Annotated in this window: 12 protein-coding genes; all 12 read left to right on the top strand. The window is 61.2% G+C overall.

The window, feature by feature from the left end:
* The first annotated feature begins 85 nt into the window (after positions 1-85).
* The 12 genes from B5D32_RS04350 to murB all read left to right on the top strand — a co-directional run bounded on the left by B5D32_RS04350 (position 86) and on the right by murB (position 13489).
* Entirely contained in the window at positions 86-856 is a 771-nt protein-coding gene (locus tag B5D32_RS04350; RefSeq protein WP_143402668.1) for a DUF4422 domain-containing protein, read from the top strand.
* On the top strand, positions 849-1742 hold the full coding sequence (locus tag B5D32_RS04345) for a glycosyltransferase (RefSeq protein WP_078783875.1): 894 nt from the start codon (positions 849-851) through the stop codon (positions 1740-1742). Before B5D32_RS04350 ends, B5D32_RS04345 begins: the two co-directional genes overlap by 8 nt.
* Positions 1739-3460, top strand: coding sequence for an HAD family hydrolase (locus B5D32_RS04340; protein WP_078783874.1), 1722 nt, complete (start codon positions 1739-1741; stop codon positions 3458-3460). Before B5D32_RS04345 ends, B5D32_RS04340 begins: the two co-directional genes overlap by 4 nt.
* A gap of 26 nt (positions 3461-3486) precedes the next feature.
* On the top strand, positions 3487-4506 hold the full coding sequence (locus B5D32_RS04335; protein ID WP_159446978.1) for a glycosyltransferase family 2 protein: 1020 nt from the start codon (positions 3487-3489) through the stop codon (positions 4504-4506).
* A complete protein-coding gene (locus tag B5D32_RS04330) occupies positions 4503-5351 on the top strand; it encodes an NAD-dependent epimerase/dehydratase family protein (protein WP_078783872.1) in 849 nt (282 codons plus the stop codon). Before B5D32_RS04335 ends, B5D32_RS04330 begins: the two co-directional genes overlap by 4 nt.
* 21 nt (positions 5352-5372) lie before the next feature.
* Positions 5373-7316: a rhamnan synthesis F family protein gene (locus tag B5D32_RS04325; RefSeq protein ID WP_078783871.1), complete on the top strand. Its 1944-nt coding sequence runs from the start codon at positions 5373-5375 to the stop codon at positions 7314-7316.
* A gap of 6 nt (positions 7317-7322) precedes the next feature.
* Positions 7323-8729, top strand: coding sequence for a rhamnan synthesis F family protein (locus B5D32_RS04320; protein ID WP_078783870.1), 1407 nt, complete (start codon positions 7323-7325; stop codon positions 8727-8729).
* Between the two features lie 15 nt (positions 8730-8744).
* Positions 8745-9749 carry an acyltransferase family protein gene (locus B5D32_RS04315; RefSeq protein ID WP_078783869.1) on the top strand — a complete coding sequence of 335 codons (1005 nt, stop codon included), beginning with the start codon at positions 8745-8747 and terminating at the stop codon, positions 9747-9749.
* Between the two features lie 132 nt (positions 9750-9881).
* Entirely contained in the window at positions 9882-10814 is a 933-nt protein-coding gene (gene hprK / locus B5D32_RS04310) for an HPr(Ser) kinase/phosphatase (RefSeq protein WP_078783868.1), read from the top strand.
* An 18-nt stretch (positions 10815-10832) separates the two neighbouring features.
* Positions 10833-11582 carry a phosphatase gene (locus B5D32_RS04305; RefSeq protein ID WP_078783867.1) on the top strand — a complete coding sequence of 250 codons (750 nt, stop codon included), beginning with the start codon at positions 10833-10835 and terminating at the stop codon, positions 11580-11582.
* Positions 11579-12535 carry an ROK family protein gene (locus B5D32_RS04300; RefSeq protein ID WP_078783866.1) on the top strand — a complete coding sequence of 319 codons (957 nt, stop codon included), beginning with the start codon at positions 11579-11581 and terminating at the stop codon, positions 12533-12535. Before B5D32_RS04305 ends, B5D32_RS04300 begins: the two co-directional genes overlap by 4 nt.
* A 27-nt stretch (positions 12536-12562) precedes the next feature.
* Positions 12563-13489: a UDP-N-acetylmuramate dehydrogenase gene (gene murB / locus B5D32_RS04295; protein ID WP_078783865.1), complete on the top strand. Its 927-nt coding sequence runs from the start codon at positions 12563-12565 to the stop codon at positions 13487-13489.
* Positions 13490-13503 lie beyond the last annotated feature (14 nt).

Here is a 13503-nt window from a genome sequence, read left to right as displayed (position 1 = left end):
TCCTGCCAAAAAGCGTTATACTATAGGTTTAGCAAGCTCACCAGGAAAAAGAGTATAGGAATGTATGTAAGGCGGGTAGAACACATTGCAGACCACCATTATCGTAGCAACGCATAAACCGTACTGGGTGCCGGATGACCCGATGTACCTTCCGGTACAGATGGGCCATGCCGTCCACCCGGCCTGCGGCTATATCGGCGATGATACCGGCGACAATATCTCGGAGCGCAACGCAAATTTCTGCGAGCTGACGGGCCTGTACTGGGCGGCGCACAACATCGATTCCGATTATATCGGCATCGTGCATTACCGCCGCTATTTTGCCAGCCGCCGCAAAAGCCGCTTTGCGGACAAGAAGTCGCGTGTCATCAGCCATGAGGAGCTCTGCAGCATTCTGGCTACGACGAACGTCGTCCTGCCGAAGGAGCGCCACTATTTTATTGAGACGAACTACACCCAGTATATCCACGCCCATCACAAGCAGGATCTGGAGGTGACCCGCGCCATCATTGCGCGCAAATGCCCCGAGTACCTGCCCGCGTATGACCTGTATATGTCCAAGACCCACGGCCACCACTTCAACATGTTCGTCATGAAGAAGGAACTTTTGCAGCACTACTGCACCTGGCTGTTCGACATTCTGTTTGAGCTTGAGCGGGAGCTGGACATGACGGGCTACACGGTCAATGACCGCCGGGTCTTTGGCTTTGTGAGTGAGCGCCTGCTGGACGCCTGGCTCACCACGAACAACATCAGCTTTGAGGAACTGAGCATCGTTTACATGGAGCACCAGAACTGGCTGCGCAAGGGCACAGCCTTCCTCAAGCGCAAATTCTTCCCGAAAAAAGATGCTTGACGCAAGAAATGTCACGGCCATCGTCGTGACCTACAACCGTCTGCCGCTGCTCAAACAATGCCTGGCCGCCCTGCGTGCCCAGACCGTGCAGGGCTTTACGGTGCTGCTGGTGGACAATGCGTCCACTGACGGCACGGCGGACTATATAAAGACGCTGGCAATGCCTGGGCTGGTCTGCCGCAATCCGGGGGAAAACCTCGGCGGTGCGGGCGGCTTTGCCTACGGCATCCGCGCCGCGGCGGAGCTGGGATGTGAGGCCGTCTGGATCATGGACGACGACACGCTGCCCGAGCCGGACGCGCTGGCCGCCCTGCTGGCCGCCGATGCCGCCCACGGCGACGACTGCGGCTGGCTGTCCAGCAGGGCACTCGCCCCGGACGGCACCGACCAGCCGATGAACCTGCAGCGCAAAACGATGTACCGCGATATTGACGGCTTCGATGTGGCGGAGGTTCCCGCCGTAATGGCGAGCTTTGTCTCGCTGTTCCTGCGCACCGAAGCCGTGCGGCAGTTCGGCCTGCCGATTGCCGAGTTCTTCATCTGGTCCGACGACTGGGAGTACACCCGCCGCATTTCCCGCGCAAAGCCCTGCTATGTCATCCCGGCCAGCCGGGTCGTGCACGCCATGCAGAACCCCGGCGTCGTGAACATTGCCAGGGATGTGCCCGCCCGCTGGGCACGCTACCGCTATTTTTACCGCAACGATGTGGTGCTCTACCGCCGGGAGGGACTGTCCGGCTGGCTGTGGCTGCTGGCCAAGGACAGCTGGCACACCGTACAGGTCCTGCGTGACAGGCAGGGCTGCCGCGCCGAGCGCATAAAAATCATCTGGAAGGGCTTTGCCGCCGGGGTGCGGTTCCGCCCGCAGATACCGTACCTGCCATGAACCTGACAAAACAAATTTGCCATAAAGCTGCGCACTTTGACGCCGTCGCCTTTGACGTGTTTGACACGCTTATAAAACGCGACGTTGCTGTGCCGACAGGACTTTTCCGCCTGATGGGCGACGATTTTTACGCTGCCCGCATCCGGGCCGAGCGTGAGGCCCGCGCCGCCCAAAGCGGGGAAGTAACGCTGGCTGAAATCTACGCCCGCCCGTGCCTTGCCCGCTATGACGCAGCGGCGGAGTGTGCTGCAGAGCTGGCCGCCTGTGCGGCGAACAAGCCCGTGCTGGATGCGGTGCAAACGCTTAAAAAGCAGGGGAAAAAGCTCTACTATATCTCCGATATGTACCTGCCGCAGACGCAGATCGACGCGATGCTGCGCCGCTGCGGCTATCCCTGCTTTGACGGCGGCTTTGTCTCCTGCACTTACGGCGTGCAGAAGCGCAGCGGCAGACTGTTCAAGCGCTTTTTGCAGGAAACCGGCCTCACAGCGAAGCAGCTGCTTTTCATCGGTGACAGCTGGCGCGCCGATGTGGCCGGGGCCACGCTGGCGGGCATCACCGCCTGGCATCTGCCGACGCCGCCTGCACCTGCGGATGACGCTGCGGCTTTTGTGGAGAACCGTCTGCCGCAGCAGCGATCTGACGGTGAGTCCCTCGGCTTTTCCGTGCTGGGACCGCTGGCAGCGGCATTCTGCCAATGGCTGCACGCGCGCCGTGCCGCCCGCCCGGAGGCCCGGCTGTATTTTCTCGCCCGTGATATGTACCTGATGCGGGACGTCTATCACACGCTCTACCCGCAGGAGGAGACCGGCTATTTACAGGTCTCCCGCCGCAGCCTGGCTCCGGCGTTTCTGGCGGCGGGGGACTGGGCCACAGTGCTGGCCGCCCTGCCGCGGCAGACTTTGACCGGTGCGCAGATCGCCGAATACTGCGGCACGACCTGCCCGCCTGAGCTGGCGGACAGACAGCTTGATTTGAAGCAGCCGGACAGGGAAGCGCTGCACGCCTTTTTGCGGCAGCTGCCCCGCCCGGACGCCGCCGACGCGGTCACAGCCTATCTGTCTGCGCAGGGCATCCGCCCCGGCGATTTCCTTGTTGACATCGGCAGCGGTGGTACAACGCAGCTGCTGTTAGAGCGACTGCTGCAATTTCCGCTGCACGGGCTGCAGCTCTCGGCGGATGACCGGCTGCGCACCCGCTTTGCGCCCGATCAAACGGAAGTATTCCTGTTTGACGGCAAGCCCGCGCCGCGCCTGTATTGGGCGGGTCAGCCGATGCTCGAACGCCTGCTCTCACAGGATGTCGGGGCTACGCTGGGCTACTGCGCGGAGAAGAGGGGCATCGTCCGTGTGCGCACGGCCAGGCAGCCCGCCGAGCCGCGCATTGTACAGATCCAATCCGGCGTGCGCCGCTTTGCCGCCGCCTGGCGGGACAGCGTGCTGAACGGCCAGCCCATCCCGCCGCAGCGGGCCATTGCCCCGTTTTTGCGGTTGGTGGAAAGCCCGACAGCTTTACAGCTGGATCTGCTCGGTGACCTGACGGTTGAGGACGGCGGCACCTATCCGCTGGCTGCGCCGCAGCACACAGCGCACTACCTGACCCACCCGCGGCAGGCAAGGCGTGACTTTGCGGAGGCACGCTGGAAGATCGGCTTTTTGCAGCGTGCCGTACCGCTGCCGCTGCCTTACGGAAAATTATATCTGAAACTGAAAAAATAATGCGAAATGCGAAAGGAGGTACCCCCATGGCCAAGATCAGCGTGATCATCCCGGCGTACAATGCCGAGACGACCCTGCGCACCGCCGTGGAATCCATCCTTTCCCAGCAGGTGCCAGAGCTCGAGATCATCATCGTCAACGACGGCTCGACGGACGGTACGGACCGGTTTTGCCACGCGCTGGCGAGCGAGTACCCCTGCATCCACGTCATCACCCAGAAGAATGCCGGTATCTGCGCGGCCCGCAACCGCGGCATGGAGGCCGCGAGCGGGGAGTACATCACCTTCTGTGACGATGACGACCTGTTCTGGCAGGGAGCACTGCGCCTGCTTTTGCAGACGGCAGAGGACACCCGCGCCGACCTTGTGCGCGGCGGCTATGAGCTGCTGCGCCAGCGCCCGGACGGTACCTTTGCCGAGCAGCCGCACCCTGCCGGAAGCCCCTGCACGATAGCGCTGGGCCGCGGCGGCAGCTACGGTGCTTTTTTGGAGAACAGCGGCCCGCAGTTTGTATGGAACGCCCTCTACCGCCGCACGGCGCTGCTGGGGCTGCGCTTCAATGAGCGGTGCAGCTACGGGCTGGAGGACTTTGTCTTTAACGCCGCAGCCTATCGGCGCGTCGGCAAGGCGGTCTACATCCCGCAGGTCGTCTACCGCCATTTTGAGAGTGCACAGAGCACCTCCTGCGCGCACACGGCGCAGGCACTTTTGGGCCGCATCCGGGCGCTGGAGCCATGGATGGAGGCTGAATTCCACGCCGCCCAGCGCTGGTGCGGCCCGGAGGAGCTGCAGGCCGTCTGGAAGGACCGCCGCGCACAGGCCGTCACCTTTTTGATGCACCAGCTGCGCGACGCACACGCCCCGGGCGTGCTGCGCCGCAAGGCCTGGCGCACGCTGCGGGAGGCCCTGGCCCCGTACCCGGGCAGTCTGCTGGACACCCTGCACGACGCAGGGCACAATAAAAAACAAACAATGGCACTGCTTTTATACCAGATGCGGCTGCAGAAACTCTACGATCTGCTGCCGGTCAGAGAGGAACAGTTATGAAAACGATTCTTGTTACCGGTGCAGCGGGCTACATTGGCCGCCATGTCGTAAAAAATGCGCTGGACCGCGGCTACCGCGTCATTGCGGCGGATTTTAACTTCAAGGGCGTCGACGAGCGCGCCGAGTTCTGCGATGTGCCGCTGTTCGGCGGTGACGCCGACCTGTACCGCAAGCTGGGCAGCCCGGACGTCTGCATCCATCTGGCCTGGCGCGACGGCTTCCGCCATAATTCCGCCGCCCACATGAAGGATCTGTCCAGTCATGTGACGTTTTTGAACACGCTGATCGACGGCGGCCTGAAGGACCTGAGCGTCATGGGCACGATGCATGAGGTCGGCTACTGGGAAGGTGCTATCAATGAGAGCACGCCCTGCAAGCCGCAGAGCCAGTACGGCATTGCCAAGAACGCCCTGCGCCAGAGCATGATGCTGACGCTGGCGGATTCCCCCTGCAAGCTGCACTGGCTGCGCGCATACTATATCACCGGTGACGAGGTGCACGGCAGCTCGATCTTTGCCAAGATCACCCAGGCCGAGCAGGACGGCAAAAAGACTTTCCCGTTCACGAGCGGCAGCAACCTCTATGACTTCATCGACGTGGACGAGCTGGCCAACATGATCGTGGCCGCCAGTGTGCAGGAGGAGATCAACGGCATCATCAATGTCTGCACCGGCAAGCCGATGAGTCTGGCGGACCGCGTGGAGCAGTTCCTGCGCGACAAGAACTACAAGATCAAGCTCGACTACGGCGCGTTCCCGGACCGTCCGTATGACAGCCCGGGCACCTGGGGCGACCCGACAAAAATCAACCGCATTCTGGCAAACGATACCTGCAAGCGTGCATAACATACAAAAAGGAAAAACGCAATGAAACGATTGGGCATCTTTTTCTTCTATGAAAAAAACGGCGACGTGGATGATTTTATCACCTACTACCTTGCCGACCTGAATAAGAACCTGACCGAGCTGGTCGTTGTCTGCAACGGCAAATTGAGCGAGCAGGGCCGCGCGGCCTTCTCGCAGTTTACCGACAACATCATCGTGCGCGAGAACAAGGGTCTTGACGTCTGGGCGTACAAGACCGCGCTGGATTCCTACGGCTGGGCGAAGCTCTCGGAATTTGACGAGATCGTCATGACGAACTCCACCCTGATGGGTCCTGTGCGCCCGCTGAAAGAGATGTTCGACGCCATGTGGGAGAATCAGGACCTCGATTTCTGGGGCCTGTCCATCCACCACGGTGCCAAGTCGAACCCCTTCAAGGGCAAGCACCTGTATAACTATCTGCCCGTACACATCCAGTCTCACTTCATCGTTTACCGTCGGCGCTTTGTGCAGAACCCGGAGCTGCAGGCCTACTGGGACAACATGCCGATGATCGAGAGCTACACCGACTCGGTGCAGCGATACGAGGCTGTGTTCACCAAGCAGTTTGAGGATAAGGGCTTCAAGTGGGATGTCTATGTGAAAACCGATGACCTGAAGGACTTCACAGACTATCCGCTGCTCGTCTGCCCGACGCTTTTATTGCGGGAGAAAAAATGCCCGCTGTTCAAGCGCCGCAGCTTTATGCACGAGCTGGAGGCCTATCTCAACGACACGGCAGGTGAGCCGGTGCAGGAGCTGTACGACTATCTGCGGGACGAGACGGACTATCCGATGGACCTCATCTGGAAGAACATGATCCGCACGATGCACCCGCACGATTTTACCCGCAATCTCGCACTGACCCGCATCATCGAGCCGACGGTGTTGGACGAGGCAACGGCACAGAGCATCCGCCAAAACCGCCGCATTGCGCTGGCCATGCACCTGTATTTCATGGATATGCTGGATTCCAGCAAGGCGTTTGCGGCAAAGTTCCCGCCAGAGACGGATATTTTCATCTCGACGAGCAGTGCTGATAAGAAGCCGCAGATCGAGGCCGCCTTTGCGGACCTGAACGTCCGCAGCGTCACCGTGACCGTGGTGGAGAACCAGGGCCGCGACGTCGGCGCCTTCCTCTGTGACCTGGCCCCGCAGCTGCGGGACTATGACTACGCCTGCTTCATGCACGACAAAAAAGCCATCCAGACCCGCCCCGGCAGCGTCGGCGCGAGCTTTGGCTATGTCTGCAATGAGAATGTCTGCAAAAACGCTGCTCATGTGCTGAATGTGCTGTGCGAGTTTGAGAAGGACCCGTACCTCGGCATTCTCTGCCCGCCGTACCCGACGCACGGACTTTACTTCATGAATATGTGCTCCGGCGGCTGGGGCCCGAACTTTGAGAACACGAAAAAGCTGATGAAAGACCTTGGCATCGATGCGCCTGTTTCCGGTGAAAAATCGCCCATTGCGCCCTACGGCAGTGTGTTCTGGTTCCGCCCCAAGGCACTGGCACCGCTGTTTGACCACGGCTGGCAGCACTCGGACTTTCCGCCCGAGCCGCTGCCGCAGGACGGCACGATCAGCCATGCCATTGAGCGAATCTATCCGTTTGTGGCCCAGAGCGCGGGCTACTACCCGGCAGTGGTCATGAGCAAGAGCTACGCCGTGACCCACAACGATACGATGCAGGCCTACGCGGGCGGCGTGATCCGCCCGCTGGCCCGCGTGTTTGACTGCACGACCTTCTATGGTGCGGTCAGCTCGGCCACCGGCTTTGCCTACAAAAAGCACCACCTGTTCAGCCACTACGGCCCGTACTCCGACAGCCGCCGCCGTCACGCGCGCAACTGGCTGCGGGACAATCTGCCCGCAGGCTCCTACAAGGTCATCATCAACACCAAGCGCGCTATCTTTGGCCCCCACGAAGGCCCCTATGAGGACTGACAACGCATGAAACGACTGGTCATCTACTTCCACTATGACCCGGCAGGCTGCATCGATACGGCCTGCCGCATTGCCGTACAGGCTGTGCAGAAATACGGCAGGGTAGTATTCGTCACCAACGGCACGCTTGCCCCGGCGGACCGCGTCTGGGTGCGCCAGTCCGGTGCGGGCCGCATCGAACGGGAAAACGTCGGTTTCGACGTCGGCGCATACAGGGAGGTTCTGTTGACTCTGGGCCGGGAGAAGCTGGCCGAGTATGAGGAAATCGTCCTGATGAACTACACGCTGGCCGGGCCGGTCTGCTCACTGGCGGCGATGTTCACCGCGATGGACGCCCGCCCGGAGCTGGACTTCTGGGGGCTGACCCGCCACTACGCCATGCAGAGCCGCCGCTTTGGCGGCGCAGTGCCCGAGCATCTGCAATCCCATTTTATTGCGGTGCGCCCGCGGCTGTTCAACAGTGACGATTTCTGGAGCTACTGGCAGGAAATGGCGCTGCCGGCCAGCTACGAACAGTCTATCATCCGCCACGAAACGCGGTTCACGCCGTATTTTGCCGCCAGGGGCTATGCCTGGGATACCTACGTGCAGACGGACGACCTGAAACCGGTTTTTGTAAACCCCATTATGGCCTGCCCGCGGGAGCTGCTGGCAAACCGCGGCTGCCCGTTTTTCAAACGGCGCAGCCTGTTCACGCCCTATGCGGATGAACTGCGCCGCACGGACGGCCTCGCCGCGCGGGAGCTCTGCGACTATGTGACGGCCTATACGGATTTTCCACTGGAGCTGCTGCTGGTCTCGCTGTTAAAAACACAGCCGCTTTCAGCCCTTGCCCAAAACCTGCACTGGTGCTATCCTGTCGGCGCACCGACAGGGGAAACGCCCGACCTGAACGAGCTGGGCCTGCGGCTGCTTCATTACGAACAGCCCGCCGCGGACCCCGTGACCGACTGGTATAACCGGCAGGCAGCCGCCAACGCGGACACACTGCTGGCAGAAGCTGCTGCTTTGTTTGAAAAAAATCCGATGCTTGGCGTGTTAAGCCCTTCTCTGCCGCTGTGGCAGGGCTGCACCGCCGCCCGCCGCGCCGCCTGGATGCGGGAGAAGGACGCACTGGCACAGGAGGTATCCGTGCCCGTCGGCAGTGACCCGCCGCCCGCGCCCAACTGCGGCTGGGTGCTTGTGCGGGAGTCTGCCTTCCCGGACGGCATACCAGCCTGCACAAGCCAGCGTGACGCCTGGAAGCTGGCCCTGACCGCCCAGAAAAACGGTGCCTATACCGCCGCCTTTGAGCCGTTGACCCGGTCTGCGGCGCGGGCGGATATCTTAAATGAGTATGAGACCGCCGCCGCTCAGCCTGCCGCTGTAGCCAAGCAGCTGGGGCGGCTCGTCAAGCACAGACTGCAAAAGTAAAAGGGGAGACCACCCATCAAAAAGCAACGCCTGTTTTATCTTGATCTTGTCCGTGCCGCAGCGCTGATCTGCATCTTGATCGTGCATTTCAACGCGACGGTCACGGGGTATTTTACACTGCCGCACAAACTCTTTACCAGCACGCTGCCGCTGGGCATTTATCTGGGAGATTTCGGCTCCTCGCTGTTTTTCATTGTGTCCGGCGCATCGCTGGCGCTGACCGTCCCGGCGGAGCAAAGCCCTGCGCAGTTTTACAAAAGGCGTGCGAGGGCTGTCTACCCGCTGTTCTGGCTCGCGTGGTTCGTCGTGTTCAGCTATCGGTTTGTGGCGCACCCCGGCAGCTTCGGCGGGGCAAGGACCGTCACGCTGGTGCTGACGCTTCTGGGTCTCGACAACTTTGCCGTTGCCGCGGGCTGGGTCGGAACAGACTTTGCCTGTGTGGGCGAGTGGTTCCTCGGCAGCATCCTGTTTTTATACTTGCTGTTCCCGCTTTTGCAGCGGGGGCTGCGCAAAAGGCCGTGGCTGACCTGGGCGCTGACGCTGGTGGTCTGCATCCCGGTGCACCTGCTGGGCTGGGACGCGCGGCTTGTGGCCGTGCATATCCCGGAATTTCTGTTCGGCATGACGTTTTTAACGCTCGCCGGACGCACACGGTATATTCTGGCCCCGCTGCTGCTGGCGGGGGCCGTGCTGGCACAGCCATGGGACGGTAAGATCACCTGCGCGCTGGCCGGTGCCGGGGTGTTCATCCTGCTGGCGCTGGCGGCCCCGCTGCTGGACCGCCCGTGGCCCCGCGCGGTGGGCGCACAGCTTGCCAAAATATCCTACGCGGTGTTCCTTGTGCATCACGTTCTGATCCAGGAGCTGGCCGCGCACTTTGATCTGGCGGTGCTGTCCCGCCGGGACACGGCGTTTTTGTTTGTCGTCTATCTGGCCGCAACATTTGCCGCAGCGCACGCACTGCTCTGGCTGCAAAGAACGCTGCGCACCGGCCTTGCCGCCTTGCGCCCCCAAATATAAAGCTCCGCCCGCTGTTTCCACAAAAACAGCGGGTATTTTTTTAACATTGTGCGCCCGCGCCCTCTGTACAAAAACGGGCGGGTACGGTATAATAGAAAATAATGTTTGAAACTAGGAAAGGGGCGTTCCACTGTGTCCGAATTCTCTGTTTCCCTTGCAAAATTGGCCGAGGAAGCCAACCTGACGATTGCCTACACCCCCTGTGAGCTGGATAAAATTCAGGTCACAGCCACCGAGGTCTACCGTCCGGGTATCCTGCTGGCCGGTTACTACGAAAACTTTGACAGCAAACGCATCCAGATCATCGGCCTGACCGAGATGTCCTATCTGGATGAGCTGTCCACCTCACTGCGCAACACCCATCTGGAAAAGCTGTTCTCCTTCCAGCCGCCGGCCATCGTGCTGACCCGCGGCATGCAGCCGCTTTCCGAAATGATGCAGTTTGCCAAGCAGTACGGTGTACCGATCCTGATGTCCACCGAGATGACGTCCGCCCTGATGGGGCAGCTCATCACGACCCTGAACACCGAGCTGGCCCCCCGCATCACCCGCCACGGCGTGCTTGTCGAGGTCTACGGCGAGGGCATCCTGATTCTGGGCGACTCCGGTGTCGGCAAGAGCGAGACGGCCATTGAGCTCGTCAAGCGCGGCCACCGCCTGATCGCTGATGATGCGGTTGAGCTGCGCCGGGTATCCTACCGCAAAATTTTGGGCACCGCGCCCGCCAACATCCGCCACTTTATTGAGCTGCGCGGCATCGGCATTATCAACGTGGCGCGGGTGTTCGGCATCGGCTCGGTCCGCTCGAGCGTCGAGGTCGAGATGGTCGTCCAGCTCGAGCCCTGGGACCGCACCAAGAACTATGACCGCACGGGCCTGGAGACGGAGTATTACGACATCCTCGGTGTCAAGGTGCCCAGCATGCTCATTCCCGTTATGCCGGGCCGTAACCTGGCCGTCATTCTGGAAACGGCTGCCATCAACAACCGCCAGAAGGAGATGGGCTACAACGCTGCCAAGGAGCTGCTGACCCAGCTGGGCCTGGCAGACGACATTACAAAATAAAAGAGGTTTTTCCGTTCCATGCAGATGATCGCAGACCTGCACACGCATACCCTGTGCGCAACGCACGCATACAATACTTTTACGGAAATGGCCGCAGCCGCTAAGGAAATCGGCTACTGCGCGCTGGCTGTGACCGACCATGCGCCCGCCATGCCGGATTCGCCCCACGCCTGGCACTTCCAGAACTGGAGCGCGATGCCCCGGGAAATCGGCGGTGTCGTCATGCTCTACGGAGCGGAGGCCAACGTCATGGACACCAAGGGCGGGCTGGACCTTTCGGAAAGCCAGCTCAAAGCGCAGGATTGGGTCGTCGCATCCATCCATAGCTCCTGCGTGCCGGGTCTGCTGACCCGCAGGGAGGCTAACCGCCTCTGGTTGGCTGTGGCCGAGAACCCCTATGTCGACATCATCGGTCACTCCGAGCAGGAAAACTACCGCTATGACTACGACCTTGTCACGAAGGCATTTGCCCGCAATCACAAGGTCGTGGAGCTGAACGGCAACTCGTTCAACGTCCGCAGGGACGGCATCCCCAATATGCGCGCCCTGCTGCGGGCCTGCCTTGCCAACGGCTGTCATATATCAGTGGACAGTGATGCCCACAGCACCCACCAGCTGCAGCACGGCCTGACGGCCCTCTACGCCATGCTGGAGGAAATGCAGTTCCCGCAGGAGCTGATCGTGAACGCGACGCGGGAAAATCTGGTACAGGAATTACAACTGCACGGTAAGCCCTGTGCAGAAGAAGTAGGAGGAATTTTGTTATGAGCAAATACACGATTGGTATCGACCTGGGCGGCACCACAATGACCGCCGGTATTGTCAACGAAAATTATGAGATCGTCGGTAAGCTGACCTGGGCCACCCGTCTGCCGCGCCCGGCGGAGGATCTGGAAAAGGCACTGGCCGACCTGTGCCGCACCGTGGCCCGGGATAATAAGGTCGATTTTGCCGACATCAAATATGTCGGCATCGGCACGCCCGGCAGCGTGAACTTTACCACCGGCTTCGTCGGCTTCAACACGAACTTCGGCTATTACGACTGGAACCTCGGCCCTGACCTCGAGGCCCTGCTCGGCTGCAAGGTCTATGTCGAGAACGACGCCAACGCCGCCGCCTACGGCGAGTACATTGCGGGTGGTGCAAAGGGGTACAACGATGCGGTCGTCATTACTTTAGGCACCGGCATCGGCAGCGGCATTATCCTGGGCGGCAAGATTTTGCGCGGCTTCAACTTCGCCGCCGGTGAAATGGGTCACAACGTCATTGTCAAGGACGGCATCCAGTGCACCTGCGGACGCAGGGGCTGCTGGGAGCGCTACGCCTCCGCCAGCGCACTGACCCGCGAGACGAAGGCCGCCATGCAGGCCGACAAGAACACCATTATGTGGTCGATGACCCAGGACATCGACCACGTCAACGCCAAGCTGGCCTTTGATGCCGCTGCCAAGGGCGATGAGACCGCCCGGAAGGTCATCGACAGCTGGATCGAGTATGTCGGCGTCGGCATCGCCAACGTCATCAACACGTTCGAGCCGGAGGTCATCTGCATCGGCGGCGGTGTGTCCAACCAGGGCGAGGTCCTGCTGGCCCCCGTCCGCGCCTATGCGGAGAACGAGACCCGGAACATCACCACCGGCAAGTTCCCGGTTATCTGCGCCTGCCAGCTGCACAACGATGCAGGTGTGATCGGCGCTGCCGCACTGGGCAGTTCTATTTGATAAAACGCTGATACTACGGAGGTTTCCATGCAGGAACAGACGATCACGGCTCTTTGCGCGGCGCTGACGGCACAGCAGCTGCCCTTTGCGCAGGGGGAGCCGCTGGCCCCCCACACGACGTTTAAGATCGGCGGCCCGGCAGCCTTCTGGTGTACGCCCCGGGATGCAGAGCAGCTGCGCCGCACCCTGCAGCTCTGCCGGGAAAACGGTGTCCGCGTCTACCTGCTCGGCAACGGCTCCAACACACTGTTTGACGATGCCGGGTTTGACGGCGCGGTCATTGACATGCGCGGCCTGTCCGGGATGGAAAATTCCGGCCTTGATACGGACGCGGTGCGCATCACCGCCGGGGCCGGGCAGACGCTGGGGCGGCTGTGCAGCAAGGCGCAGACGCTGGGCCTGACGGGTCTGGAATTTGCCTGCGGTATCCCCGGTACGGTGGGCGGTGCGGTCTATATGAACGCCGGTGCCTACGGCAGTGAGCTGAAGGACGTGCTGGAGAGCGTGACCTTCCTTGACAGTGATTTGCAGTTGCGCACACTGCCTGCGGCAGACCTGGCCATGGGCTACCGCACGAGCATTTTTGAGCAGAACCCCGACTGGTGCATCCTGTCGGCCACGGTGGTGCTGCACCGCGGTGACGGAGCCGCCGTGCTGGCCCGTATGCAGGAGCTGCTGGGCAAGCGCAGGGAAAAGCAGCCCCTTGAATGGCCGAGCGCCGGCAGCACCTTCAAGCGGCCCCAGGGCGCGTTTGCGGGCAAGCTGATCGAGGACTGCGGCCTGCGGGGTTTTACCGTGGGCGGTGCACAGATCAGTGAAAAGCACTGCGGCTTTGTCATCAACCGCGGCGGCGCGACCTGCGCCGACGTGGTCGCACTGACCGAGCAGGTCCGTCAAATTGTTGAGGCCAGGACCGGCTTTGTGCTGGAACGCGAAATTCGCGTGGTAAAATAAGAGAGCGGTGGGGA

Origin of the sequence: Gemmiger formicilis, assembly GCF_900167555.1 — a bacterium.
Taxonomy (GTDB): Bacteria; Bacillota; Clostridia; order Oscillospirales; family Ruminococcaceae; genus Gemmiger; species Gemmiger formicilis.
This window is presented reverse-complemented; position numbering and strand designations above follow the sequence as displayed.

Bases quoted from the DNA above. Each gene is read 5' to 3' on its own strand.
- B5D32_RS04330 (WP_078783872.1), top strand. From the start codon at position 4,503: ATGAAAACGATTCTTGTTACCGGTGCAGCGGGCTACATTGGCCGCCAT.
- B5D32_RS04305 (WP_078783867.1), top strand. From the start codon at position 10,833: ATGCAGATGATCGCAGACCTGCACACGCATACCCTGTGCGCAACGCAC.
- B5D32_RS04320 (WP_078783870.1), top strand. From the start codon at position 7,323: ATGAAACGACTGGTCATCTACTTCCACTATGACCCGGCAGGCTGCATC.
- murB (WP_078783865.1), top strand. From the start codon at position 12,563: ATGCAGGAACAGACGATCACGGCTCTTTGCGCGGCGCTGACGGCACAG.
- B5D32_RS04340 (WP_078783874.1), top strand. From the start codon at position 1,739: ATGAACCTGACAAAACAAATTTGCCATAAAGCTGCGCACTTTGACGCC.
- B5D32_RS04300 (WP_078783866.1), top strand. From the start codon at position 11,579: ATGAGCAAATACACGATTGGTATCGACCTGGGCGGCACCACAATGACC.
- B5D32_RS04345 (WP_078783875.1), top strand. From the start codon at position 849: ATGCTTGACGCAAGAAATGTCACGGCCATCGTCGTGACCTACAACCGT.
- B5D32_RS04335 (WP_159446978.1), top strand. From the start codon at position 3,487: ATGGCCAAGATCAGCGTGATCATCCCGGCGTACAATGCCGAGACGACC.
- B5D32_RS04325 (WP_078783871.1), top strand. From the start codon at position 5,373: ATGAAACGATTGGGCATCTTTTTCTTCTATGAAAAAAACGGCGACGTG.